We start from the raw sequence: 25006 nt of genomic DNA, 5'->3' as shown, positions 1-25006 counted from the left end.
GTTCCCATGTCGGGAGCGTTTCCCGTGCGGGTGCCGCGCCGGCGGTCGTAACCTGTACGGGCAGATGACGTCCCTTACGGAGACCCCTTGCCCAGTCCCTACCGCGCCATCTTCGCGACCCCCGGCACCAAGGGGTTCAGCGCCGCCGGCCTCATCGGCCGCCTGCCCATATCGATGGTCGGGGTCGGCATCCTGACGATGATCTCCGAGATCACCGGCCGGTACGCGATGGCGAGCGCCCTGACCGGCACCCTCGCCCTGGCCGCCGCGGTGGTCGGCCCGCAGGTCTCGCGGCTGGTGGACCAGTACGGCCAGCGGCGGGTCCTGCGCCCCGCCACCCTGGTCTCCGTGGCCTCGGTCGCCGGGCTGCTGGTGGCCGCCGCGAGCGGGTGGCCCGACTGGACCCTCTTCGTGTTCGCCGCGATCGCCGGCTGCGTGCCGAGCGTCGGCTCGATGGTCCGCGCCCGGTGGACCGTCATCTACCAGGACTCCCCGCGCGAGCTGCACACCGCGTACTCCTTCGAGTCGGTGGTCGACGAGGTCTGCTTCATCTTCGGCCCGATCATCGCCATCGGCCTGTCCACCACCTGGTTCCCCGAGGCCGGTCCGCTGATCGCCGCCGTCTGCCTGCTGGTCGGCGTCTGGCTGCTCACCGCTCAGCGCTCCACCGAGCCCGCGCCGCATCCGCGCAGCGAGGGCGGGGACCGCACCTCGGCCCTGCGCTCCCCCGGCCTGCAGGTGCTGACGCTGACCTTCGTGGCGACGGGCGCGATCTTCGGTTCCATCGACGTGTCCACCCTGGCCTTCGCCGAGGAGGAGGGGCACAAGTCCTGGGCGAGCTTCATCCTGGCGATCTGGGCACTGGGGTCCTGTATCGCCGGAATCGTCTTCGGCCTGCTCCACCTCAAGGGCCGGACCGAACTGCGATGGGTGGTGGGCGTATGCGCGATGGCCGTGAGTATGATCCCCCTCCTACTGGCCGGGGACCTTCCGTATCTGGCCGTGGCGCTCTTCGTCTCGGGCCTCGCCATCGCTCCCACGATGATCACCACGATGGCCCTGATCGAGGCGCACGTACCACGCGCGAAGCTGACCGAGGGCATGACCTGGATCAGCACCGGCCTCGCGGTCGGCGTCGCGGTCGGCTCCTCGGTGACCGGTCTGGTCATCGACGCGGCGGGCGCGCAGCGCGGGTTCGTCGTCTCCATCGCGTCGGGGGTGGCCGCGGCGGCGGTGGCGTTCGCGGGATACCGCCGGCTGACGAAGCCGGCGCAAGGGGAGGAGCCAGCTACCGATGGGGACGGCGACAGCAGGGCACAGCAGCAGGACCGCGTGGTCTAACTGGGCGGGCAACGTCCGGGCCACGCCCGCGCGCACCGTCACCCCGGCCTCGGTCGGGGAACTCCAGGAAGTGGTCCGCCGGGCCGCCGAAGAGGGCCTGCGGGTCAAGGCGGTCGGCACCGGCCACTCCTTCACCGCGGCCGCCGTGACCGACGGGGTGCTCGTACGGCCGCAGGCGCTGGCCGGGATCAGCTCGCTCGACCGCGCCGCCGGGACGGTCACGGTGGGCGCGGGCACCGTTCTGAGGGACCTGAACACGGCCCTGGCCCGGCAGGGCCTGTCGCTCACGAACATGGGCGACATCATGGAGCAGACCGTCTCCGGCGCCACCGGCACCGGCACCCACGGCACCGGTCGGGACTCGGCCTCCATCGCCGCCCAGATCCGCGGCATGGAGCTGGTCACCGCGGACGGCGAGCTGCTGACGTGCTCCGAGACGGAGAACCCCGAGGTGTTCGCCGCGGCCCGGATCGGCATCGGGGCGCTCGGCATCGTCACCTCGCTCACCCTCGCCGTCGAACCGGTCTTCTTCCTGACCGCCCGTGAGGAGCCCATGGGCTTCGACCGGGTGACCGCCGAGTTCGACGAGCACGTCGCGGAGAACGAGCACTTCGAGTTCTACTGGTTCCCCCACACCGGCAACTGCAACACCAAGCGGAACAACCGCAGCCAGGGCCCCGCGGCCCCGCCCGGGCCGGTGAGCGCGTGGATCGAGGACGAGCTGCTGTCCAACGGCGTCTTCCAGGCGGTGAACTCGCTGGGCCGCGCGGTCCCGGCCACCATCCCCGCGATCGCCCGGGTGGCCAGCCGCGCGCTGTCCGCGCGCACGTACACGGACATCCCCTACAGGGTGTTCACCAGTCCGCGCCGGGTCCGGTTCGTGGAGATGGAGTACGCGCTCCCCCGGGAGCGGGTGGTCGAGGCGCTGCGGGAGCTCCGGGCGATGGTCGACCGCTCCGGGCTGCGCGTCAGCTTCCCGGTCGAGGTGCGCACGGCGCCGGCGGACGACATCACGCTGTCGACGGCCTCCGGCCGGGAGACGGCCTACATCGCGGTGCACATGTACCGGGGCACCCCCTACCAGGCCTACTTCACCGCGGCCGAGCGCATCTTCACCGCCCACGGCGGCCGGCCCCACTGGGGCAAGCTGCACACGCGGGACGCGGAGTACCTGGCCGGGGCGTACCCGCGGTTCGCGGAGTTCACCGCGCTCCGCGACCGGCTCGACCCGGGCCGGTTGTTCGGCAACGACTACCTGCGGCGCATCCTGGGCGACTGACCCCCTGGCGCCCCCCTCAGGGAGCGGCCGGGCCCTGCCCGGACGGCGTCGGCCCGGCCGGGTCGGGGGGCGCGGACGGGGCGGGCGGGGAGGTCGGCTCCGGCGTCGGGGTGGGCTGCGCGGGGGTGGGGCTCGGTGTCGGGTCCCCCGGGTCGGCGGGGGTGGGCGTCGGGACCGCGCCCCGACCGCCGCCGCCGTGCGGGCCGGAAGGGTCCGGGCCGGTCGAGGTGTCCGGGGTCGCGCTCCGCGTTCCGCCGGTGCCCGGCGTCCGGTGGGGGCCCGGGGGCGGTGAGGGACGGTGGTCGGGCGCCGTGCGGGTGCCTCCGGAGAGATGGTGCCGCCGTCGGCGCTGACCGAGGTGCCGGCGATCGCCTCGTAACTCCCGAGGGCGCCCAGGCCGAGGGCGCAGGCGGCCCCGGCGGCCACGGCCGTGCGCTTCCAGCCCCGCACGCGGGTGCCGTGCACGGTGGCCGCACCGAACTCCCCGCAGGGCGCGGTGTCCTCGGGCCCGCCGGGCGGCGGCACCGGTCGGGTCCGCGGGCGGGCGGTCCCGCGCAGCCGGTCGCCGGTGCGCCGGAAGAAGTGCTGGACGACGGGGCCGCCGGCGGTGGCGACGACGCTGACCACACCGGCGCCCAGGATGGTGCCGTAGACCCCCAACCGCGAGGCGAGCAGGGCCGCCGCGACGGTGGCGAGCGAACTGCCGGCCACCTGGGCGGCGCTCAGGTCGAGCTTCGCGTCCTCCGGTTCGGCGTCGTGCGCCGTCTTCTGACCCTTCGCCATCCCGCGTACGTCCCTCCTCTCCCGCGTCGGAAGCCTTCACGAGTGACCGACGACCGAGCGAAACGATTAGTTCCGTTTCTGTGGATCGTGTGAAGCAGGACACCCGGAAACGGGCGCGGGTGCAGGTGGGAGCCGCCGGAGGGCAGGCCAACTCCCGCCGTCCGGGAGAAGTCCGGCGGCGCGGCGGTCCACCCAGGTGGCCCGAATGGAGTACTGTGACGAGCCCTGGGGCCGTCCTTCCTTACGGATGTCCGGACTCGGGAGAGGGGGCCGGTTGATGGAGAACGGCGCTCGAAGACCGGTGATGCCGCGGTATCGCACGGGCGCCTGCTGCGCACAGTAACCGTTCGGTCACTGTGCGTGCCCAACAGGTAACCGTGCCATAACGGCGATCAAGGGCGCATGCCCGACACGCCGGTTTAACTCGGCAAGGTTGTGGCAGGCTGCACCCGGGCAGGCCACACTCGACTAGCGGAAGCAGCGACGCACGTGACGTCGGCAGGCACCACCCGGGAGGTCCCCATGCCCGAACTGCGTGTCGTGGCCGTCTCAAATGACGGCACACGACTGGTGCTCAAGGCTGGGGACAGCACGGAGTACACGCTTCCGATCGACGAACGGCTGCGGGCCGCCGTGCGCAACGACCGCGCGCGCCTGAACCAGATCGAGATCGAGGTGGAGAGCCACCTCCGCCCCCGTGACATCCAGGCCCGCATACGAGCCGGTGCCTCCGCGGAGGAGGTCGCCCAACTCGCCGGCATCCCCGTCGACCGCGTACGACGCTTCGAGGGCCCGGTGCTCGCCGAGCGCGCGTTCATGGCCGAGCGGGCCCGCAAGACCCCCGTGCGCCGGCCCGGCGAGAACACCGGTCCGCAGCTCGGCGAGGCCGTGCAGGAGCGGCTGTCCCTGCGGGGGGCGGAGAAGGAGTCCGTCCAGTGGGACTCCTGGCGCCGCGACGACGGCACCTGGGAGGTCCTGCTCGTCTACCGGGTCGCCGGTGAGCCGCACTCGGCGAGCTGGACGTACGACCCGCCGCGCCGGTTGGTCGTGGCCGTGGACGACGAGGCGCGCTCGCTGATCGGCGAGTCCGACGACCTGCCCGCCACTCCGGAACCGAGCTTCCCCTTCGTCCCGAGGATCGCGCGGCTGCCGCGCGACCGGCCGCTGGACCGCGCGCTCGACCGCCAGCTGGAACGGCCGACGGCCCCCCAACCGGAGCCGGAGGAGGAGCGGGACACGCTGACCAGCCTGCTGGAGGCGGTCCCGAGCTTCCGGGGCGACATGGTGGTCCCGGAACGGGCGCCCGAGGACCCGGCGCCGGAGGAAGAGGTGGCGGAACCGCCTGCTCCGGCCGCCTCGGCGGGCGCGGGCTCGGCGTACGCCGATGTCCTGATGCCGCGTACGGTGGCCGGCCACCGCGAGCGGCTGACGGGGACCACGGACCGGCAGGCCGAGGCGGACGGCGTCCGGCCCGGCCGCCGGGCGGCGGTGCCCAGCTGGGACGAGATCGTCTTCGGCACCCGCCGCAAGAAGCAGGAGTAGCACGCCGGCCGCCCGGGTCGGGCCCGCTCCCGTCCCCGGCGGGGCGCGCTCCCGCCCCCGGGCGGGATGTCGCCCGCCCGGGTGCGCCGCCCGCCGTTACTGCGGCGCGGGGCCCGTGGCCACCGGGCGGGCCGGGTCGCGGGACCACTCCGACCAGCTGCCCGCGTAGAGGTCGGCGGGGATGCCCGCGATCTCCAGCGCCAGGACCTCGTGTGCGCCGGACACCCCCGAACCGCAGTACACGCCCACCGGCGCGCCGCCCGCGGCGCCGAGCGCGGCGAAGCGTGCGCGCAGGGCGCCGACGGGCAGGAAGCGGCCGTCCGGACCGACGTTCTCCGTGGTCGGGGCGGACAGCGCGCCCGGGATGTGGCCGCCGACCGGGTCGATCGGTTCGACCTCCCCGCGGTACCGCTCCCCCGCACGCGCGTCCAAAAGCACCCCCGCACGCGCCCGCGCGGCCGCCCCGTCCGCGTCGAGCAGCCCGACGGCGCCCGGATTTGGCTTGAAATCGCCCTCCGGGGGAATCACCCGGTCGGCCGACACGTCACCCCCCGCTGACGTCCACGCGTCCAGGCCGCCGTCCAGGACCCGTACGTCCGCGTGCCCCGTCCAGCGCAGCAGCCACCACGCCCGGGCCGCGGCCCAGCCCTGGCCGCCGTCGTACACGACGACCGGCACGCCCGCCGAGACCCCGGCCCGCCGCATCGCCGCCCCGAACGCCTCCGGGTCCGGAAGCGGGTGGCGCCCGCCCGACCCGGCCGGACCAGCCAGTTCGCGGTCGAGGTCGACGTACGCCGCACCGGGCAGGTGCCCGGCGTCGTAGGCGGGGCGCTGGTCGAGGCCGCCCAGCTGCCAGCGGACGTCCAGCAGCACGGGAGGCCGGGAACCGGCCAGTTCGCTCATGAGTTCGGCGGCGGAGAGGATCGGTGGGGTCGCAGTCATACCGGCCATCTTCCTCCCCGCCCGGTACCCGGGTCACAAGCCCGCCGCCCGGGGGGCGCCTTGATCCGGTCATCTCCTCCCGGGGCCCGGACGTGCGGCCCGGTCGAAGCGCGCCGGGCCCCCCGGAGTGGAAGCATCAGCAGCGGCAACGGGACGACGGAGGAGACGGTTGACATGACCGAGGCAGCGAAGGCCACTCGGCGCACACCCGGCACCCCGTGCTGGGTGAGCCTCATGGTGCACGGCCTCGGAACCACCGAGGACTTCTACGCCGACCTGTTCGGCTGGGAGTACGAGCCCGGTCCCGAGCAGCTCGGCCCGTACGTGAGGGCCCTGCTGGACGGCCAGGAGGTGGCGGGCATCGGCGAGATGCCGCCGGACCGCCATCTTCCGGTCGCCTGGACGACATACCTGGCCACGGACGACGCCGACGCCACGGCCGAGACGATCCGCTCGTGCGGCGGCACGGTGGCGGTGGGCCCGCTGGACGCCGGTGTCGCCGGCCGCGTGGCGATCTGTTCCGACCCGCTGGGCGCGATCTTCGGACTGTGGCAGGCGCAGAGCCGCATGGGCACCCGCTCGTACGGGGCCCCGGGCACTCCGGTGTGGAACGAGCTCGTCACCCAGGACGCCTCGACGGTCGGCAAGTTCTACGAGCACGTCTTCGGCCATGAGCCGCAGACGCACTCCACCGCCTCGGACGACTTCGACTACGTGACCCTGCTGCTGGGGGGCCGCCCGGTGGCCGCCGTGCACGGCGTGGGCCGCTCCCTGCCGCACGACCGGGGGCCGCACTGGATGGCCTACTTCGAGGTCGAGGACACCGACACGGCCGCGGCCAAGGTCCTCGACCTGGGCGGCCGCATCGTGCAACCGGCCCGGGAGGGCCTCACCGGCCGCGTGGCCACGGTCGCGGACCCGGAGGGCGCCGTCTTCGGGCTCGTACGGTCGCGTTCGCGGGCGTCGGCCTAGGCCCTGTCGTCAAAGTGGCGCCGGGCCGGGCGGGACTTCGACGACAGGGCCGAGCCGGAGCGGGGTGCCGTGCGGGGCGGCGCGACGCGGTCAACCCTTCCGGTCACGGCACCAGGTGCAGCAGCGCCTTGGCGGCCAGCCGGTAGCCGAACGAGCCGAGGCCGACCACCACACCGCTGGCCAGGGGGGCGATCACCGACTCGTGGCGGAACTGCTCGCGGGCCCAGACGTTGCTGAGGTGCACCTCCACCCACGGCGGCGGATAGCTCGCCAGGGCGTCGCGCAGACTCCATCCCGCGATCATGAGCGCGCCGGGATTGACGATGGCCCCCACCGTGGTGTCGCTGTGCTCGTGCAGGGCCCGGACGAGCTCCCCTTCGGAGTCGTGCTGGACGGAGACGACGTCCCATCCCCGGGCGTCCACCTCTTCGGCGACCGCCTTCTCTATGTCGGCCAGTGTGTCGGTGCCGTATATCTCCGGCTCGCGCCGTCCCAGGATTCCCAGATTGGGACCGTTCAGGAGAAGTACGACACTCAAGGGGACACCTCTTCACACCGTCGGCGAACTGGAGGACCGCGAACCCGGACCCGGATCACGCCCATCGTGTCGGGCCCGCCCGACCGGCACCATCATCAGCGCTGGTAGTTCCGGCGGCGTTCTCGAGAAACCGGCCCGTCCTTCCTCGACGCCGGCTCGGGACGCACTGGAGAACGCCTGGTGCGTCCCGTACGCGCGGTTCGCACCGCACCCCGCGGGCACCCTGGCGCGCACGGGACCGCCGGGGTCCGCCCGCGCCGCGAGGGCCGCCGGAACACGCCGTCCGTCCGCTCGGCTCCGATCGCCTCTCGAGGGGTTCCTGAGCAGCCGCCGCCTAGGCTCCGCCGAGAACTGCCGGTGCCACCACGGGAACGACGCGGCGTGACTGATGATCCCCTGACAGGAGATGTGATGCTCGATTCTCTGTTCCGGTCGGACCTCCCGCCCGCCTTCGCCACGCTCCCGGCGTGCGGCGACGCCTCGTGCGAGACGGTCAGACTGTCCTCGCTCTCCTTCACCGCCTGGTCCCGCGGCGATCTCACGGATGCGCTGCGGCTGTCGGACGCGGCGAGCCAGGGACACCCCGCCTGCGCCGGAACGTGCACGGGGCCGGCCACCATCTGGCATTCCGCACTGCTGGTCAGGGTCCGCGAGGTGGTGGCCGCGGCCCGGTCGCTCGCCCGTATCGAGGAGCTGACGGCCGGCGCCGGGAACACCGACGCGCTGGTCGCGGCCTCGCACGTGTGCGCCGGCGAACTCGCGCTGGCCCAGGGCGATGTCGGCACCGCGATCGACGCGGTGGGCAAGGGGGTGCACGAGGCGCGGCGTGCGGGTCTGCGCGGCCTGCTCCCCGACGCGCACACGGTGATGGCCCTCAGCGCGCTGCGACAGGGCAACATGAGCGTCAGTACGGAGTTCGTGGACCAGCTGCGGGACGACGCCCTGCTCGGCCGGACGACCGACCGGCCCGGCCAGTACGCCTGGGCCGCGGCCCAGTTGCTGGAGGTGCAGGGCGGTGCGAAGAGCGCCGCGCACTTCATCGTGGGCATCATCACCGACGACCAGCTCGTCCTGGAACTCCTGGCCTCGCAGCCGGCGGCCGCGGCCTGGCTCGTGCGGACCACCCGGGAACTGGGCGACGTGTCCCTCGCCCGGCGGGTGGCGTCGCAGGCCACCGGCCTCGCGGCGCGCAACGGCGGACTGCGTTCGATCGGGGCGGCGGCGCTGCACGCCCGCGGGCTGCTCGGTGACAGCCCCGAACAGCTCGTCGGCGCCGGGGAGTCGCACCTGGACCCGTGGGCCGGGGCGTCGGCCTTCGAGGACGCCGGGAACCTCCTCGCCGACCTCGGCCCGGAACGCGACCGGGCGGTGGAGATACTCGAGCGCGCGGTGGACGGGTACACGAACGCCGGTGCCCCGCGCGACGCCCGGCGGGTCGTCAGCACGCTGCGGGGGCTCGGGGTACGGCGCGGCCGCTATCCGCGCTATGCCGGTCAGGAGGGCGTGAACACCGGATCCCTCACCGAGACCGAGGCGGCCGTCGCCGAGCTGGTGAGCCACGGGTTCACCAACTCCCAGGTCGGCGAGCACCTGTTCATCTCCGGCCACACGGTGGCATTCCACCTGAAGAAGATCTTCCGCAAGCTGAACGTGACGTCGCGGGTGGAGCTGACCCGGGCGTGGAGCCGCCTTTCCGACCCGGCCGCCGACCCGGCCGCCGAGCCGGCGTCCGCCCGCTGATCCCGGCCGGTCCGGCCGCGGCCGGTCCGCCGTCGCTCCACCGCTCACCCGGTGGCGGCGGGCGCCGGCAGGATCCGGCGCAGCTTCCCCGGCGTTCCTCCCGGGCGCTTGCGCCACTCGCGGGGGTAGCCCACGGAGACCTCCTCGAAGCGGACGCCCTCGTGGTAGGTGGTGCGCGGGATGTGCAGGTGGCCGTAGACCATGGCGGCCACGCGGAACCTGCGGTGCCAGTCGGCGGTGAGCCCCGTCCCGCACCACATGGCGAACTCCGGGTACCACAGCACGTCCGTCGGGTGCCGGTCGAGGGGGTAGTGGTTGACCAGCACGGTGGGCAGGTCCTCGGGGAGTTCGGCGAGCCGGCGCTCGGTCTCGGCGACCCGGGCCCGGCACCATGCCTCGCGGCTCGGGTAGGGGTCGGGGTGCAGCACGTACTCGTCCTGGCACACGACCCCGGTCTCGTGCGCGTAGGCGAGCCCCTCCTCCTTGGTGGTGCAGCCGGCCGGCAGGAAGGAGTAGTCGTACCCCAGGAAGAGCGGCGCCACGGCGACGGGGCCGCCCGCCCCCTGCCAGACCGGATAGGGGTCCTCGGGGGTGGTGACGCCCAGGTCGCGGCAGAGTTCGACCAGGTGCTCGTAGCGGGCGACTCCGCGCAGGGTGACGGTGTCGCTCGGGTGGGTCCACAGCTCGTGGTTGCCGGGGACCCAGACCACCTTGCGGAAGCGGCTCGCGAACGTCTTCAGGCACCAGCGGACGTCCGCCGCCGTCTCCGCCACGTCGCCGGCGACCAGCAGCCAGTCCTCGTCCGACTCGGGCACCATCCGGTCGACCAGGGCGCGGTTCTCGGCGTAGTGGAGGTGGAGGTCGCTGATGGCGAGCAGCTGCCCGGTGCCGCCGGCGGCCATCACCGGCTCCGCACGGCGTTCGTGAGCCGCTGCGCCAGCAGTTCGGCCACGGGGGCGCTCTGCTCGACCAGGTAGAAGTGGCCTCCCGGGAGGACGTGGAGGTCGGTCGGGCCGGTGGTGTGGTCCTCCCAGGCGGCCGCCTCGTCGATCGAGACCCGGGGGTCGCTGTCCCCGGTGATCACCGTGACCGGGCAGTCCAGCCGCCGGCCGGGCTCGTACCGGTAGGTCTCGACCGCCCGGTAGTCGCTGCGGATCGCCGGCATGATCATTTCGAGTAGTTCGGGGTCGTCCAGCATGGCCGCGTGGGTGCCGCTCAGCTTCCGCAGTTCGGCGACCATCCGCTCGTCGGACTGCGTGTGGACGCCCTCTTCGCGCTCCCGGGAGGGGGCCCGGCGGCCTGAGGTGAAGAGCCGTACCGGCGCGGGGAGTGCGGCGTCCTGCATGCGCAGGGCCACCTCGTAGGCGAGCACGGCGCCCATGCTGTGCCCGAACAGCGCCAGGGGCTTGTCGTCGAGCCGGCGCACCGCCTGGAAGATCCGGTCGGCGAGGTCCGGGAGGCTCGGGATGTTGGGCTCGTGGCGCCGGTCCTGCCGCCCCGGGTACTGGACCGCCAGCACCTCCACCGCGGGTGCGAGCGCCTTGGACATCGGGAAGTAGAAGCTCGCCGAGCCGCCGGCGTGCGGCAGGCACAGCAGGCGGACCGCACTGTCCGGTGCCGGGTGGGACCGGCGCACCCACTTCTCGAACTGCTCCGCTGCTTGGGGCACGTCCAGAACATCCTTTCGGGAACAGCCCTTGGCGTGCTGCTGCTCCACCACGGGTCGAGCACTTGTCGTCTTCAGGAGCGTAGGACGGGCGACGGCGGCCGGACATCCCCCGATCTGATAGGTGGGCGGCTCCCGGGGGCGGCCCCGCACCGGCAGGTGCCCGCGCGGTCAGCCGAGCCGCAGCGGGAGGGCGGCGACCGCGGTGAAACCGGTCCGCAGCACCCACGGGACCTGCTCGCGGGGCACGGCGAGGGAGAGGCCGGGGAAGCGGGTGAACAGCGCGCGCAGCGCCACCTCCGCCTCCTGCAGGGCCAGCGGCGCGCCGAGGCAGTAGTGGGCTCCCTGCCCGAACCCGAGGTGGCCGGTCCCGGTCTCCCGGCCGATGTCCAGCCGTTCCGGGCAGCCGAAGGCACGCGGGTCGGTGTTCGCGGACAGGATCAGCGGCAGGACCGGCGCGCCCGCGGGGATCACCACGCCGCCGAGCTCGACGTCCCGCGCCGGATAGCGGGGGTTGCCGAACTGGGTGGGCCCCAGCCGCATGAACTCCAGCACCGCCTGCGGCCACCGGTCGGGGTCCTCGCGCAGCAGGGCCAGCTGGTCGGGGTGTTCGAGCAGGGCCAGCACCGAGTTGGCGATCAGGTTCATCGTCGTCTCGTGGCCGGCGATCACCAGGGTGAAGACGAGCTTGACCATCTCCCGGTCGGTGAGGCGGTCTCCGTCGTCCTCCTGGACCTCCACCAGGGCGCTGATCAGGTCGTCGCGCGGTTCGGCGCGGCGGGCGGCGATCACGCCGAACAGGTGGTCGGCGCACGCGCGGAAGACGGCCGGAAGGCGCTCGGCATGCTCCGTGGGGGCCATCAGGGCGCGCCCCCACCCGTACCAGTCCGCGCGGTCGGCCTCGTCGATCCCGACCAGTTCGCAGATCACGGTGGCCGGCAGCACGAAGCAGAAGGCGTCCACGAGGTCCACCGGCGTGCCGTCGCGTCCCGCCTCGGCCAGCCGGTCGAGGAGCGTCTCGGTGATCTCCTCGATCCGGGGGCGCAGCGCGGCGACCCGCCGCGCGGTGAACGCCTTGGAGACCAGCCTGCGCAGCCGCAGGTGGTCGGCGCCGTCGATCTCGATCAGCTTCCCGGAGAGGTACTCGACCACGTCGGAGGAGACGTCCTTCATGACGGTGAACCGGCCGGCCGCGCCCGGCACGGAGGCCGGGTTGTTCAGGAACAGCGGGTCGGTGAGCACCCGGCGCACGTCGTCGTAGCGGGTGACCAGCCACATCGGCGGTCCGCCCATGATCGAGCCGGTCAGCACCGGCGCCTGCTCGCGCATCGCCGCGTACCCGGCGAACGGGTCGGCGATCAGATCCGGCGCGAACAGGTCGACCGGGGCGGCCGGGGTCTCGGCAGTGGCGGTCACGGGTGTACCCCTTCGTGGGTCGAGTCGGAGCGGTTGCCCCTGCGGCAGCCGGCCGCCCGGCCGGCTCCGCGGCCGGCTGCCGCAGGGGCAACCGGCCGCGGGGAAGGACGCCTTGTTCGGGCCGGTGGCCCGGCAGCGTCGGCTCTAGGGCGTGTCTTTCGGATCAGGCCGGCCCGGCCCGCGGCGTCCGGTGCCGTGCATCGCAAGGCCGAGGAGGGAGCCGATGCGGAGCATCGGCGACCGACGAGAACGCCGCGAGGTGCGGTGCCGGACGCCGCGGGCCCGGCATGATCCGAAAGACACGCCCTGGGTCCTAGCCGGCGCGGACGGCCGTGAGCTGCCAGACGGGGGCCTTGATCTCGCCCTCCAGCTCCTCCTCCGGCCACTTGAAGGCCGGGTCGAAGGCGACCGGCGCGTCGGGGGCGCCCTCGGCGGGCTTCACGCCGAGCATCTGCCGGATGCCCTCGTGGGTGAGGGTGGTGTCGTACTCGGCGAGGTGGAGGGAGGTGATCTCGAACTTCTCACCCACGTTGCGGCGCAGGTTCTCCTCGGTGACGCGCTGCACCGTCGGGAAGGGCGCGTGCGCCTCGGCGGCGAAGACCCACAGGTGCAGCTTCGCACCGGGCTTGGTGGCACGGTGCAGTGCGGCGATGTAGTCGCGCTGGCCCTGCTCGTTGAGGCAGTGGTAGAGCGCGCTGTCGACGACGGTGTCGAACCGGCCCTCGAAGCCCTCCAGGCTGGTGGCGTCGGCGACGGTGAAGTCGACCTCGACGCCCTGGGCCTCGGCCCGCTTGGACGCCTCCCGGACGGCGGTCTTCGCCGCATCGATGCCGGTGACCTTGTGGCCGCGCGAGGCGAGGAAGATCGAGTTGCCGCCGAGGCCGCAGCCGATGTCCAGGACGTCGCCGCTGATCTCGCCCGCTTCCTCGAGCGCGATGAGGACCGGCTGCGGGCCGCCGATGTCCCACGGCGCCGGGGGGCCTACGCGGGTTTCTCCCTTGTAGCTCTCGTAAAAGGCGTCCAGGTCGAGATTTTCCACGGAAACCTGATTTGCGGTCACACGAGCCTCCAGCGAATTGTTCAACGAGTTGATTTTCGGCATCCGACCGCGCCGACATCACGTCGTGCACGCCCGTGCCCAGAGCCCGGCAGCGGTGGCCCGCGCGCCTTGCATTGTCCTGCCACACGCTAGGGCGGGCACCACCGCCGGACCATCCCCCGACCTGATAGGACTTTCCGGGTCCGGCCCGCGGACAAAGGGGCCTTAGGGCACCGGCGAACGGGCGGACATCCCCCAACCTCACAGTCTTTACCGTTCCTTGACACGTCCGGAAGGCCGCAATACTATTCTGGCAATTTTCCAGCGTGGCGGAATTCAGCGCCTCGACGGCGCGGAGCTGTTCCATTCTCCTTGACGCCGTTCTTCGAAGTTCTCGCTGATCTGCCCACGGCATGCGACGAGGGGCACGATGCCAACCATGCGAACGCACGACACGCACGCGAATCCGACGGACACCGATGTCGTCGTCGTGGGCAACGGGCCGATCGGTGCCGCCCTGTCGGTGCTGCTCGCCCAGCGCGGGTGGCGGGTGACGGTGCTCGAGCGCCGCCCCCGGCCGTATCGGCTCCCCCGGGCGACCAGCTTCGACGGGGAGACGGCCCGGTTGCTGGCCGGCACCGGGATCGGCCCGGACCTGGGCCGGGTCACCGAGCCCGCCAACGGCTACCAGTGGCAGACCGCGGCCGGCGCGGTGCTGCTGGACATCGCGTTCACCACCTCCGGTCCCTACGGCTGGCCGGACGCCAACACGATGCACCAGCCCGCCCTGGAGGACCTGTTGGCCGCCCGGGCGGCGGACCTCCCCGGTGTCACGGTGCTGCGCGGGCACCAGGTCGTGGCGATCGCCGACGGCGGGGACCGGGTGGAGGTGACGGCCTCCACCGACGACGGTGCGACCCGCGCCCTTTCCGCACGGTGGGTCGTGGGCTGCGACGGCGCGAACAGCTTCGTGCGCGACCACCTCGACGTCCCGGTCACGGACCTCGGGTTCTCCTACGAGTGGCTGCTCTGCGACGTCGAACTGCGCCGACCGCGCGCGTTCACCCCCTCCAACGTGCAGATCTGCGATCCGGCCCGGCCCACCACCGTGGTGGCCAGCGGACCGGGGCGCCGGCGCTGGGAGTTCATGCGCCTGCCGGGCGAGAGCGCCGCCGAACTCAACCGGGAGGAGACGGCCTGGCGGTTGCTGGCGCCGTTCGGCGTCACCCCCGACACCGCGACCCTGCTGCGCAGCACCACCTACATCTTCCAGGCGCGGTGGGCCGACCAGTGGCGCGTGGGCCGGGTCCTGCTGGCCGGGGACGCCGCCCACCTCATGCCGCCCTTCGCCGGGCAGGGCATGTGCTCCGGGATCCGGGACGTCGTCAACCTGGCGTGGAAGCTGGACCTGTGCCTGCGCGGCCTCGCCGACGACTCCGTCCTGGACACCTATGCGGAGGAGCGCCGGGCTCAGGCCAAGGAGGCGATCCTGTCCTCGGTGCAGCTGGGCCGGATGATCTGCGTGACGGACCCGGCGGCCGCCGCCGAACGCGACGCGACGGTGCTCGCGGGCCGGCGCGGCCGGCCGGCGGGCCGGCCCGAGCCGGCGAAGCCGCTGACGGGCGGGCTGCTGCACCGGGCGGCCGGGGACGGGGCCGCCGAGGCGCCCGCGGGTGCCGTCGTACCGCAGGGGCGGGTGACCGGGCCGGGCGGCAGCGGACTGTTCGACGACGTCGTCGGCCGCGGTTTCGTGCTGCTGACCACCGAGGACCCGCACTCCGTCCTCGACGGCGACCGGCTGTCCTTCCTCACCGGCCTCGGGGCCCGCCTGGTGCGGCTGCTGCCGGCCGGGCAGGCGCCCGGGGAGGACGGTGACGTCGTCGGCGTGATGGACACCGACGAGGTCTACGGGCCGTACCTGGCGCGGTACGGGGCGACGTGCCTGCTCGTCCGGCCCGACTACCACGTCTTCGGTGCCGCGAGCGGTCCGGACGGCGCCGCGGCGCTGGTCGACGACCTGCGGGACCGGCTGGGGGCCGCGGTGCCGGCCGGTGCGGGGTGGTCGGCCGGCTGACGGTCAGGCGGCGGCCAGCCGGGCCAGGGCCACCGCCCCGCGCAGCGACGACAGGCCGCCCAGCGCTGCCGGTCGCACCGGCGGCGGGGGCAGGCCGGGCCGGGCCAGCTCGGCCAGGTGGCCGGCCACCATCCCGACGAGCGCGGGGATGCCGGCCGCGAAGCCGCCGCCGAGGAGGACGAGCCGGGGGTGGACCAGCTCCTGGACGCCGCAGACGGCGGCGGCCAGGGCCCGGCTGCTCTCCCGCACCGCGGCCACGGCCCACGGCTCCCCGTCGGACAGCGCGCCGCGCAGGTCCTCGAAGGGGGCGGGGGCGCCGCGCAGCCGGGCCGCGCGACGCAGGGTGGCCGGTCCGGAGGCGAGGGCCTGCAGGCATCCCCGGCGGCCGCAGACGCACCGCTCACCGTCCAGGTCGACGATCACGTGTCCGATCTCGAAGGAGCCGCGGCCGAGGCCGGGGCAGAGGTCGCCGCGCAGGACGAGCCCGCCGCCGACGCCGGTGCCCACCCCGAGGTAGAGCAGGTCCTCGCAGTCCGACGCGCGGGCCTCGGCCAGTGCGCCGAGGTCCCCGTCGTCGGCCCAGGCGACGGCGGCCGAGGGGAACAGCGCCCGCAGCGAGCCGGCCAGGTCGAGGCCGTTCCACTCGGGGCGGCTGGGCCAGGCGGTGACCCGCCCGTCCGCCCCGACCGTGCCCGGCATCGCCACGCCCACCGCCCGCAGCGGTGCCGGGAGGCGGCTGCGCAACGCGGTGACGTGCTCGCCGAGTTGTGCCAGGTCCCGGGCGGCGCTGCCGCGCGGGCCCCAGGGGAACGAGGACTCCTCCACGCAGGTCGCGCCGGTCTCGACCCGGAAGGCGACCTTGGTGCCCCCGATGTCGACACCGAGGTGGTGTGCCTGCTCCATGTCGGTGGACGGCCCTCAGTCGCGGGGCACGGGCGGGCACAGGGACAGCAGGTCGGCCGGGCGGTGCAGGACGGCGCCCGGCCGGGCGGCCAGCAGCGCGTCCTCGTCGTCCACCTCGGCCCACAGCGCCGCGGCCGAGGCGACGCCGGCGCCCTCGGCACTGGCCAGGTCGGTCGGTGCGTCGCCGACCATGATCGCGGCTTCGGCCGGCAGCCCCAGCAGGCGCAGGGCGTGCTCCACGATGTCGGGGGCCGGCTTCGGGTGGGCGACCTCGTCCGAGCCGATGACGTGCTCGAAGAACGGCAGCAGGTTCAGCTGGTCGAGCAGGGAGCGGGCCCGGGGGCCGCTCTTGCCGGTGGCCACGGCGAGCCGGAACCCGCGCACCCGCAGGGCCAGCAGCAGTTCGACGATGCCGTCGAAGACCGGCACCTGGGGAGCGAGCCGGTAGCTCTCGCGGACGAAGGGCTCCTCCATCTCCAGCGGCAGGCCCATGATCCGCATGATGTCGGGGAAGTAGCGGCCCTGGTGGCGCCGGTACTCCTCGAAGGGCGCCGGGCCGTCGCCGACGGTCTCCTTGTAGGCGACGGCGAACGCCTCCTCCATCACCGCGAAACTGTCGACGATGACCCCGTCGAGGTCGAAGATCACGGCCCGCCTGGCCGCCGGGAGCGTCTGCGCCGGCGGTGTCCGTAGCGTTGTCACTGTCATGGGATGCCCATTTCCGTCCGTCTGCTCGTTCTCTGGTAGCCGGTGGTCGACCGGCTTTCCGTGCCCGTCACGGCACTAGGTCCTGTCGTCAAAGTGGCGCCGGTCAGGCCCGCGGCGTCCGGTGCCGTGCATCGCAAGGCGGAGGGGCGGCCGTGTACTGGACGTACTCGGGCGCCCCGACAACGCGGCGAGGTGCGGTGCCGGGCGCCGCGGGCCAGGCGCGACTTCGACGACAGGGCCTAGCGGTAGGCGGGCACGGCCTGCCGGGCCCGCGCGGAGCGGGCCGAGGCGTAGAAGTCCTCGATGACGCGGACCGTGGTGCGGGCCTCGCCGATGGACCTGCCGCGGTTGCGGGGGTCCCTGAGGATGCCGGCGAGGCCGTCGAGCTGCCGCCGGTACTCGTTGCCGATCGGTTCGTCCGGAACCGGGACGGACGTGGTCGTGCCCTCGCGGGTGAGCGTCAGCACCGACTGGGGCTGGCGGTTGGGGCTGAAGCCGAAGGTGCACCGCAGCTCGGCGGTGCCCGCGCTGCCCACCAGCCGGATCGTGGACACGTCGCGCGCCTCGTGCGAGGCCCAGCTGGCGTGCAGGGCGACGGAGACGCCGTCCTCGCGGACGAGGAAACCGCGGGCGGTGTCCTCGACGTCGCCGCCGGAGTCGGCCGCGGGCCGGTCCTGGCGCCAGGCCGCGCTCCAGGAACCGGTGTTCACGAAATCGCTGCCCGTGACACCGACGACCTGGGTGAAGGGCGACGGGCCCAGGAGGGAGGCGAGGGTGTCGAACAAGTGCCAGCCGAGGTCGAAGAGCACGCCGCCGCCGGCCTTGCTGCGCTGGGTGAACCAGCCGCCGGCCTTGGGGATGCCGCGCGCCCGGACCCAGGACAGGTCCACGTGCCGGATGTGCCCGAGCTCCGGGACCAGCCGGGCCAGGGCGCCGACGTCGCTGCGGTGGGGCGCCGCGCTGCCGGCCAGCAGGACGGCCCCGCCGCCGCGTTCGGCGGCGGCCAGCAGGTCGGCCTCCTCGGAGGTCAGGCACACCGGCTTCTCCAGGAAGACGGATATGCCCTTGGCGAGCAGGGCCGCGGCGACCCGGGCGTGCAGGAAGTTGGGTACGGCGACGACGGCGAGGTCGACGCGGCGCGGGTCGAGGGCGTCCACCGTCGCGTGGACCTCGAGGCCGGGCGTGCCCTCGAAGGCGGCGCGGGCCGCCGGTTCGGTGTCGGTGACGGCCACCACGTCGAAGTCGGCGTGTTCGCGCAGCAGGGGAAGCCACAACTCCCGCCCCGCCCAGCCGAGTCCGACGACGGCCACCCGGACGGCGCTCATGCGGTGCTCACCGCGTGGGCGATGATCTCGGCGGTCCGGTGCATGTCTTCCTCGGAGGCGAGCAGCGTGCGGTGGTGCAGCCAGACGCAGTCCCGGCTGATGGCCTCCGAGTGGGGGCAGCGCTCGGCGAGCTCGTCCGGGGTCGCGTCGGGCGCGCCGATCTCCCAGAAGGCAGCGGTGCGGTAGATCGCGCGGAATCCCGCGAACGCCGGCAGGCCGGCCTCCACGAGCCGGTCGACCAGCGCGTTGCGGTCGTCCTCGCCCATGCCGGGCAGCCGGAACATCGCCATGTAGTGCGAGGGGACGTCGGTGCGCTCGTCACCGCGCTGCGGGACCACCCCGTCGATCGATGCGAGCAGCTCGGACAGCACGGCCCAGCGTTCGTGGCGGGTCGCGATCTGCTCGTCGAGGCGGCGCAGCTGGGACCGCAGGACCGCGGCCGAGAACTCGCCGAGGCGCAGGTTGGATCCGGCGATGGCGTGGTGGTAGCGGCGGTCGGTGCGGGGCCGTCCGCAGCTGTGCCGCAGGAAGGCGTTCTCGTACATCTCGGAGTCCGGGAACAGGACGGCGCCGCCCTCGCCGGCGGTCATGAGCTTGCCGTTCTGGAAGCTGAACGCGGCGACGGAGCCGAGTTCGCCGACGCGCTTGCCCTGCCAGCGGGCGCCGTGGGCGTGCGCGGCGTCCTGCAGCAGCGGGACGCCCGTGTCGGCGGAGAGCTTGTCCAGGGCGTCCATGTCGGCGAGGAAGCCCGCCATGTGCACGGGCATGATCGCGCGGGTGCGGGAGGTCACGGCGGCGGCGGCCGAGGCGACATCGATGGAGTAGGTGTCCGGGTCCACGTCCACCGGGACCGCGACGGCGCCGAGCCGCTGCGCGGCCTGGGAGGACGAGATGAAGGTGAAGGCCGGGACGATGACTTCGGAACCCGGTCCGACGCCCATGACCTGAAGGGCCAGTTCCAGTGCGTGGGTTCCGTTGGTGACCGCCAGCGCGTGGGCGGCGCCGTGGTGCTCGGCGAACTCCCGCTCGAAGGAGTCGACCTCGTTTCCGCCCATGCGCCACCACTGGCCCTGCTCGAGGGCACGGATGAGCCCTTCGCGCTCACTCTCGTCATACTGGGGCCACTGGGGGAATTCCGGCGCCTGTCGCACGTTCATGTTTCTCCAAGTAATGGATCTGACTCGACGCGGGTGCGAATCGGATGGGGCGGCGCGCCACAGGGGAAGACGCCCGCACGAGCACGTTCCGTCGAGTTCGCGGAAAAGGCGCACACTCCGCCCCGTGCAGCGTCATGTGCAGTCAAAAATGAGCTGAATTACCGGTCCAATGTAGAGCTTCCGCCCTTGCCCCCGCATCCCCGGATCCGGTGGTCTTGCCCGGAATTCAGCGCAGGTCGAAGAAGGCTCGATAGGAATTCAGTTGCCCCTCGAGCATGTGAATGCCGTGGTGGATCCGGTGGCCTCGGGCGGCCGCCAGTCGCAGCAGCCTGGTTTCACGGGGTTTCATGACGATGTCGGCCACCACGCAGTGCGGCGGAAGGGAGTCCAGGGGGAACGGCAGCGGATCGCCCGGGTGCATGCCGAGCGGTGTGGCGTTCACGGCGAGGTCGACCTCGCGCAGGCGGGGGCCGTCCAGGGCGGACACCCGGCCGGGCCAGTGCGCGTCGAGACGGGAGACCAGCCCTTCGAGTTTCGCGGGGTCCCAGTCGTAGACGCCCAGCCGGGTGACGCCGGCCGCCAGGAGCGCCGCGGCGACGGCACTGCCGGCGCCGCCCGCGCCGACGAGCGCGGCGCGGCGGCCGCCGGGGTCGTGGCCGGCTCCGAGGAGGCCCGCCACGAAGCCCGAGCCGTCGAAGTTCTCGGCGAGCCAGCCGCCGTCGGCCTCGCGGCGCAGCACGTTGGCGCTGCCGACGATGTCGACGGTCGTACCGCGCCGGTCGGCCAGCCGGGGAACGGCCGCCTTGTGGGGCACGGTGATGAACATCCCGTCGAGGTTCTCCATCCGCTGCAGCCCGCGGACGACGGTTTCCAGGTCCCCCGGGCGGGCGTGCACGGGGACGACCACCGCGTCGATGCGCAGGCTCGCGAAGACCGGGTTCATCAGCGTGGGCGCCTGGACCTGCGCGATGGGGTGCCCCAGCACGGCGTACAGGCGCGTGGTGCCGGTGATGGGGGTGGCGGCGGGCAGTCCGGTCATCGCAGCGCCGCCCCGGCGAGTCCGGCCGCGGCCAGTCCGGCGACGCGCAGGGCGAGGTCCCTCGCCTGCCGCGCGTTCAGGCGCGGGTCGCAGGCGGTGCGGTAGCGGGCCGGCAGATCGGCTTCGGTCACTGACCCGCCGACGCATTCGGTGACGTCGTCCCCCGTCACCTCGACGTGGATGCCGCCGGGGTGGGTGCCCAGCCGCCGGTGGACTTCGAAGAACCCGGCGATCTCGTCGGCCACCCGTTCGACGTCGCGCGTCTTGTACCCGTCCGCCGACGTGCGGGTGTTGCCGTGCATCGGGTCGCACTGCCAGATCACCTGGTGGCCGGAGGCGGTGACCTCCTCCACGATCGGCGGCAGCACCTCGCGGACCTGTGCGTGCCCCATCCGGCTGACCAGGGTCAGCCGCCCGGCTTCCCGGTGCGGGTCGAGGCGCCGCACGTAGGCGAGGGCCGCCCGCGGGGTCGTGCCCGGGCCTATCTTCAGGCCGATCGGGTTGGACAGCAGTTCCGCGAACGCGATGTGCGCGCCGTCGGGTTGGCGGGTGCGCTCGCCGATCCACAGGAAGTGCCCCAGGCCGCTGGAGAAGCGGGGCTCGGGTCCGCTCGTGTCCACGCGCAGCAGGGAGGTCTCGTAGTCGAGCAGGAGCGCCTCGTGGCTGACGTGGACGTCGGGGAAGGAACGGACCAGGGCCATCGCGCGGGCTGCGTCCGCGTGGGCCCGCAGCATCCGGAGGGGGTCGGCCGTGCGGGCCGCGAGGGTGGGCTCGACGGAGTTGACCAGGTCGCCGCGGTAGACGGGCAGGCCCGTCGCGTCGGTGCTCTGGGAGCGGGGTTTGGCGTACTGGCCGGCCATCCGGGCGATCGTGACGACGGGCAGGCCGCTGCCGCCGGTGAGTAGCGCGGCCATGTCGACGAGCGTGTCGAGATTGGCCCGCAGGTGGGCTTCGGTGTTCCCGGCGAAGGTCTCGGCGCAGTCGCCGCCCTGGAGCAGGAACGCCTCGCCGCGCGCGACCGCGGCGAGCCGGCCGCGCAGCCGCGCCGTCTCGGCCGGGGCGACGATCGGCTCGGACCGGCTGAGGAGTTCCACCGCTTCGGCGGCCCGCCGCGGGTCCGGCCAGGCGGGCTGCTGCGCGGCCGGCCGGGCCAGCGCCGCGGCCAGCCTGCCCGACAGCAGGCGGTCCACCGCGGGGGCGGCACCCGGGCCGGCGGAAGCGGCCGGGCGCTGGGTCATGAGTTCCATGTCACACCACATCGGTCGTGGAGGCACCGGACACGGCGGCGCCGACGAGGTCGGCCGTCCGTGCCCGGGGCATCCGGTCCAGGACCCGGGCGACGGCCTCGGCGGGCACGTCGCTCACCAGTTCCGCGCCCTGCGGGCCGTCCAGGACGAAGCCGAGTCCGGTCATCGCCTTCTTGTCGTGCCGCATCAGGTCGATGAGGGCCGCCGGCTCCGCCTCGGCGGGCAGGGCGGTGGGCAGGCCGTAGTGCCGGACGACGTCGTGGTGTTCGTCCACCCGCGCCCCGTCGATCCGGCCCAGGGCGCCGGCGAGCCGGCCCGCGAAGACCGTCCCGATCGCCACCGCCTCGCCGTGGCGCAGCGCGAAGCCGGTGGCCTTCTCCAGGGCGTGGCCCAGCGTGTGGCCGTAGTTCAGCAGGTGCCGCGGTCCGGTGTCCCGCTCGTCCCGCTCCACGATGCCGGCCTTGAGGGTCACGCTGGCGGTGATCTGCTCCTCCAGCGTGAGCCCGCGCAGGTCCGGCGCGCCGATGAAGTGGCAGCGGGCGATCTCCCCGAGGCCGTTCAGCATCTCCCGGCGCGGCAGGGTCGACAGGTAGTCGGTGTCGCACAGCACGGCGCTGGGCTGCCAGTACGCGCCGACCAGGTTCTTGCCGGCCGGCAGGTTCACCGCCGTCTTCCCGCCGACGCTGGCGTCCACCTGGGCGAGCAGCGTCGTCGGGAGGTGGATCACGGGGACGCCGCGGTGGTAGAGCGCGGCGGCGAGCCCGACCACGTCGGTGGTCGTGCCGCCGCCGCAGGAGACGACGACGTCGGAGCGGGTGAGCCCGAACCGTACGAACGCGCCGCACAGGGCCTCCACCGTGGCCAGGGTCTTGTCCTGCTCGCCGTCCCGGGCCGGCAGCAGCAGGGTCTCCACGCCCGTGTCGGGCACCCATTCCTCCGGCCGGGCCGAGACCACGACGGCCCGTCTGGCGCCCAGCCGCCGGATGGTCCCGGCGAGTGACGTACGCACCCCCGGGCCGATGAGGACGTCGTAGGCATGGTCTCGAAGGCGCAGGGGAACGGTAGCCATCACGTCCTACCGACCCGCCGTCGCCCGGTGCACGCGTGCCGCGGCGCGCTCCTTGCGGTCGAACTCGTCGAGCTGGGGGTAGGCCGGGCAGCCGTACACCCGCTTGAACGGGGCGAAGGTGTCCCACTCGGTCCGCCGCCGCATTTCCTGTGCCATGGGGTTGTGCTCACTCCAGAAGTCGCCGCCGATGAGCCGGATCACGTACTTCTCCAGTGCCTCGCGCCGCGTGGAGCGGGCCGCGTCGGCGGCCACCGACACCAGCTCGCCCTCGTAGTAGGCGTGGATGAGGCGGATGTACGTGTCGTAGCCCGTCTTGAAGTAGTCGGAATACGTGTCGAACAGGCGGCGCTCGGCCGGGGGATCGGCCAGCGCCGCTCCGATCGCCTCGGCCGCGCGGACCGCGGTGGCCGCCGCCACCAGCACGCCGCCGGAGAACATCGGGTCGCCGAAACAGCCGGCGTCCCCGACCATGAGCCAGCCGGGCCCGGTGACCGTGTCCGCGTGGTAGCAGTAGTCGGTCTCGACCTTGAGGTCGCCGGTGGGGCGGGTCCCGGCCAGCCGCGCGGTGATCCGGGGGATGCGGGCCACGTGCTCCTCGAAGACCTTCTCGGCCGTCGTCCCCCGCAGCACGTCGCGCGGCATGACCGTGCCCACGCTGATGGCGTCCTTGGACAGCGGGATCGCCCAGACCCAGCCGTCGTCGTGGGCGCCGACCTGGATGTCGCCCTCGACACCGGGGTTGCGGCTCTCGTCGAGTCCCTCGTAGTGCCGGAACACCGCCACCATGCGGAGCTTCTCGAGGGTCTTGCGCAGCCCGAAGCGGTGGGCGATCCGGCCGGCGCGGCCGCTCGCGTCGACCACGTAGGCCGCACGCAGCTCGTGGTCCGCTCCCTCGCGCTGGTAGCGGACGCCGACCATCCGGTCGCCTTCCATGAGCAGGTCGGTCACGTTGGCCCCGAAGAGGACCTCCGCGCCGGCCGCCTCGGCCTGCTCGGTGAGCATCTTGTCGAACTTGGCCCGCTCGACCTGGAAGGCGCTGGGGTGGCGGCCCTCGCCCTGCTTGGTGAAGTCCGCCCGGAAGACGCCTTCGAAGAACTTCGTCTCGGTCGGGTCGATGAACTCGCCGCCGAACTTGGGCACGTAGCCCTGCGCCTCCACCGCCTCGCGCAGGCCGATCCGGTCGAACAGTCCCATCATGTAGGGCAGCAGGGATTCGCCTATGTGGAACCGGGGGAACTCGTCCTTCTCCAGCAGCACCACGCGGTGGCCCTGCCGGGCGAGGACCAGGGCGCTGACCGCGCCCGCCGGTCCACCGCCCATCACGATGACGTCAGCGGCTTCTCTTTCCATCGTTCTCCCTTTCGCTTTCCGACGCGTTCACATGCCGCGGGGCATGAGCGGTGGTACGTGTGGGGGGGGTGGGAGGCACAGAAGAACTCAGGAGAGCGGACCGGAGACGATGCTGGAGACCAGCGTCCGGTGCTCGTCGTCGTCCATGACCGTGCGCACCTGCTCACGGCCGTCTCGGACCGTCAGGTAGCGCCGTTGCTTCATCACGGCCTGGCCGTTGTCGAAAGTGCGGCCGCACAGCACTTCCTTGTCGTCCTGCTTCCGCGGGTCCGCGAGGATCCCCCGGAAGCAGTCCTCCAGTTCCTTCCAGTCGTTCCACTGGCGGGGCGTCATCGTGAAGGTGTAGACGACGCTCCACCGGGTGACCGCCCCGCGGCGCTGGAGGGCGGTTCCGGATGCGTGGTCGACCAGCCGGAACTGGCTTCCGTACTGGGACTGCACCGCGTCGGTGACCAGCAGCGGCTCCATGTAGGAGGGGCCGGGGTAGCCGACGTCCACGAGCCAGTCCTCACCGTCGAGGCGGACCCGGTTGAACATGTGCTCGATGCCGAGCCCGAAGGTGTCCCAGCCGGTGGCGGTGCTTCCCGCGATCAGCGTGACGTCGTAGCCCAGCTCGCGCAGGAGGCGGTGGAACATCCGGTTCAGGTGGTAGCAGGCGCCGCCCGCGCCGTCGATGACGGTCTTCTCGAACAGGGCGTCCTCGTCGAGGTCGACGATGTGGACACCCTCGCCGAGGTCGTAGGCGAAGCTGTTGTACGGAAGCGCCATGAGGTGGCTCTTGTGCAGCTTGCGCAGCGTCCCGATGTCCACACCGGTCTCCCCGTCGCAACCGATGCGCCGCAGGTACCTGTTGACGTCGAACATGTCGTCATCCTC

At 73.1% G+C, this 25006-nt stretch carries 21 protein-coding genes; 6 read left to right on the top strand and 15 right to left on the bottom strand.

The window, feature by feature from the left end; genetic code table 11:
* Positions 1 to 87 precede the first annotated feature (87 nt).
* From AC07FY_RS20300 to sepH, 3 genes are all read left to right on the top strand, one after another.
* Entirely contained in the window at positions 88 to 1341 is a 1254-nt protein-coding gene (locus AC07FY_RS20300; protein WP_479008069.1) for an MFS transporter, read from the top strand.
* Positions 1295 to 2620, top strand: a complete 1326-nt coding sequence (locus AC07FY_RS20295) for a D-arabinono-1,4-lactone oxidase (protein ID WP_479008067.1) — start codon at positions 1295 to 1297, stop codon at positions 2618 to 2620. Before AC07FY_RS20300 ends, AC07FY_RS20295 begins: the two co-directional genes overlap by 47 nt.
* A 1272-nt stretch (positions 2621 to 3892) precedes the next feature.
* Entirely contained in the window at positions 3893 to 4945 is a 1053-nt protein-coding gene (gene sepH, locus AC07FY_RS20290) for a septation protein SepH (protein ID WP_479008065.1), read from the top strand.
* Between the two features lie 96 nt (positions 4946 to 5041).
* On the opposite strand, the gene AC07FY_RS20285 is transcribed toward sepH, so the two are convergent.
* Positions 5042 to 5887 (bottom strand): sulfurtransferase, encoded by an 846-nt coding sequence (locus AC07FY_RS20285; RefSeq protein ID WP_479008063.1) that lies wholly within the window; start codon positions 5885 to 5887, stop codon positions 5042 to 5044.
* A 174-nt stretch (positions 5888 to 6061) separates the two neighbouring features.
* Here AC07FY_RS20285 and AC07FY_RS20280 point away from each other — a divergent pair, with 174 nt between their 5' ends.
* On the top strand, positions 6062 to 6859 hold the full coding sequence (locus tag AC07FY_RS20280; RefSeq protein WP_479008061.1) for a VOC family protein: 798 nt from the start codon (positions 6062 to 6064) through the stop codon (positions 6857 to 6859).
* Positions 6860 to 6962: 103 nt separating this feature from the next.
* Here AC07FY_RS20280 and AC07FY_RS20275 read toward each other — a convergent pair whose 3' ends face one another.
* The gene (locus AC07FY_RS20275) at positions 6963 to 7397 is read right to left on the bottom strand and encodes a type II 3-dehydroquinate dehydratase (protein WP_479008059.1); all 435 of its coding nucleotides are present in this window, start codon (positions 7395 to 7397) and stop codon (positions 6963 to 6965) included.
* A 411-nt stretch (positions 7398 to 7808) separates the two neighbouring features.
* Between AC07FY_RS20275 and AC07FY_RS20270 the strand changes: the two genes are divergently transcribed.
* Positions 7809 to 9137 carry a helix-turn-helix transcriptional regulator gene (locus AC07FY_RS20270; RefSeq protein ID WP_479008057.1) on the top strand — a complete coding sequence of 443 codons (1329 nt, stop codon included), beginning with the start codon at positions 7809 to 7811 and terminating at the stop codon, positions 9135 to 9137.
* A 44-nt stretch (positions 9138 to 9181) separates the two neighbouring features.
* Here the strand turns inward: AC07FY_RS20270 and AC07FY_RS20265 are convergent, their stop codons facing one another.
* From AC07FY_RS20265 to AC07FY_RS20250, 4 genes are all read right to left on the bottom strand, one after another.
* Positions 9182 to 10039 carry a metallophosphoesterase family protein gene (locus AC07FY_RS20265; RefSeq protein ID WP_479008055.1) on the bottom strand — a complete coding sequence of 286 codons (858 nt, stop codon included), beginning with the start codon at positions 10037 to 10039 and terminating at the stop codon, positions 9182 to 9184.
* On the bottom strand, positions 10039 to 10806 hold the full coding sequence (locus AC07FY_RS20260; protein WP_479008053.1) for a thioesterase II family protein: 768 nt from the start codon (positions 10804 to 10806) through the stop codon (positions 10039 to 10041). Before AC07FY_RS20260 ends, AC07FY_RS20265 begins: the two co-directional genes overlap by 1 nt.
* A 168-nt stretch (positions 10807 to 10974) precedes the next feature.
* Entirely contained in the window at positions 10975 to 12219 is a 1245-nt protein-coding gene (locus AC07FY_RS20255; protein WP_479008051.1) for a cytochrome P450 family protein, read from the bottom strand.
* 313 nt (positions 12220 to 12532) lie between these two features.
* Positions 12533 to 13279 (bottom strand): class I SAM-dependent methyltransferase, encoded by a 747-nt coding sequence (locus AC07FY_RS20250; protein WP_479008049.1) that lies wholly within the window; start codon positions 13277 to 13279, stop codon positions 12533 to 12535.
* Positions 13280 to 13697: 418 nt separating this feature from the next.
* On the opposite strand from AC07FY_RS20250, the gene mhpA reads away from it, so the two are divergent.
* Positions 13698 to 15332 (top strand): bifunctional 3-(3-hydroxy-phenyl)propionate/3-hydroxycinnamic acid hydroxylase MhpA, encoded by a 1635-nt coding sequence (mhpA, locus tag AC07FY_RS20245; protein WP_479008047.1) that lies wholly within the window; start codon positions 13698 to 13700, stop codon positions 15330 to 15332.
* 3 nt (positions 15333 to 15335) lie between these two features.
* Here the strand turns inward: mhpA and AC07FY_RS20240 are convergent, their stop codons facing one another.
* The 9 genes from AC07FY_RS20240 to AC07FY_RS20200 form a co-directional block, all read right to left on the bottom strand.
* Complete coding sequence (locus AC07FY_RS20240; RefSeq protein WP_479008045.1) at positions 15336 to 16235, bottom strand: ROK family protein; 900 nt, start codon at positions 16233 to 16235, stop codon at positions 15336 to 15338.
* Positions 16236 to 16250: 15 nt separating this feature from the next.
* On the bottom strand, positions 16251 to 16943 hold the full coding sequence (locus AC07FY_RS20235) for an HAD-IA family hydrolase (RefSeq protein WP_479008043.1): 693 nt from the start codon (positions 16941 to 16943) through the stop codon (positions 16251 to 16253).
* Positions 16944 to 17182: 239 nt separating this feature from the next.
* A complete protein-coding gene (locus AC07FY_RS20230) occupies positions 17183 to 18268 on the bottom strand; it encodes a Gfo/Idh/MocA family protein (RefSeq protein ID WP_479008041.1) in 1086 nt (361 codons plus the stop codon).
* Complete coding sequence (locus tag AC07FY_RS20225; RefSeq protein WP_479008039.1) at positions 18265 to 19425, bottom strand: DegT/DnrJ/EryC1/StrS family aminotransferase; 1161 nt, start codon at positions 19423 to 19425, stop codon at positions 18265 to 18267. The genes AC07FY_RS20230 and AC07FY_RS20225 overlap by 4 nt, the downstream gene beginning before the upstream one ends.
* A gap of 226 nt (positions 19426 to 19651) precedes the next feature.
* Complete coding sequence (locus tag AC07FY_RS20220) at positions 19652 to 20464, bottom strand: shikimate dehydrogenase family protein (RefSeq protein WP_479008037.1); 813 nt, start codon at positions 20462 to 20464, stop codon at positions 19652 to 19654.
* Positions 20461 to 21711 (bottom strand): 3-deoxy-7-phosphoheptulonate synthase, encoded by a 1251-nt coding sequence (locus tag AC07FY_RS20215; protein ID WP_479008035.1) that lies wholly within the window; start codon positions 21709 to 21711, stop codon positions 20461 to 20463. The genes AC07FY_RS20220 and AC07FY_RS20215 overlap by 4 nt, the downstream gene beginning before the upstream one ends.
* A gap of 1 nt (position 21712) precedes the next feature.
* Entirely contained in the window at positions 21713 to 22780 is a 1068-nt protein-coding gene (locus AC07FY_RS20210) for a 3-dehydroquinate synthase family protein (RefSeq protein ID WP_479008033.1), read from the bottom strand.
* Between the two features lie 6 nt (positions 22781 to 22786).
* On the bottom strand, positions 22787 to 24130 hold the full coding sequence (locus AC07FY_RS20205; protein ID WP_479008031.1) for an NAD(P)/FAD-dependent oxidoreductase: 1344 nt from the start codon (positions 24128 to 24130) through the stop codon (positions 22787 to 22789).
* Between the two features lie 87 nt (positions 24131 to 24217).
* The gene (locus tag AC07FY_RS20200; RefSeq protein ID WP_479008029.1) at positions 24218 to 24994 is read right to left on the bottom strand and encodes an arylamine N-acetyltransferase; all 777 of its coding nucleotides are present in this window, start codon (positions 24992 to 24994) and stop codon (positions 24218 to 24220) included.
* Between the last annotated feature and the right edge of the window lie 12 nt (positions 24995 to 25006).

It is taken from the genome of Streptomyces sp. NPDC045967 (assembly GCF_056430495.1).
Note: the sequence above shows the minus strand (reverse complement) of the source record. Positions and strands in the feature narration are given on the sequence as shown.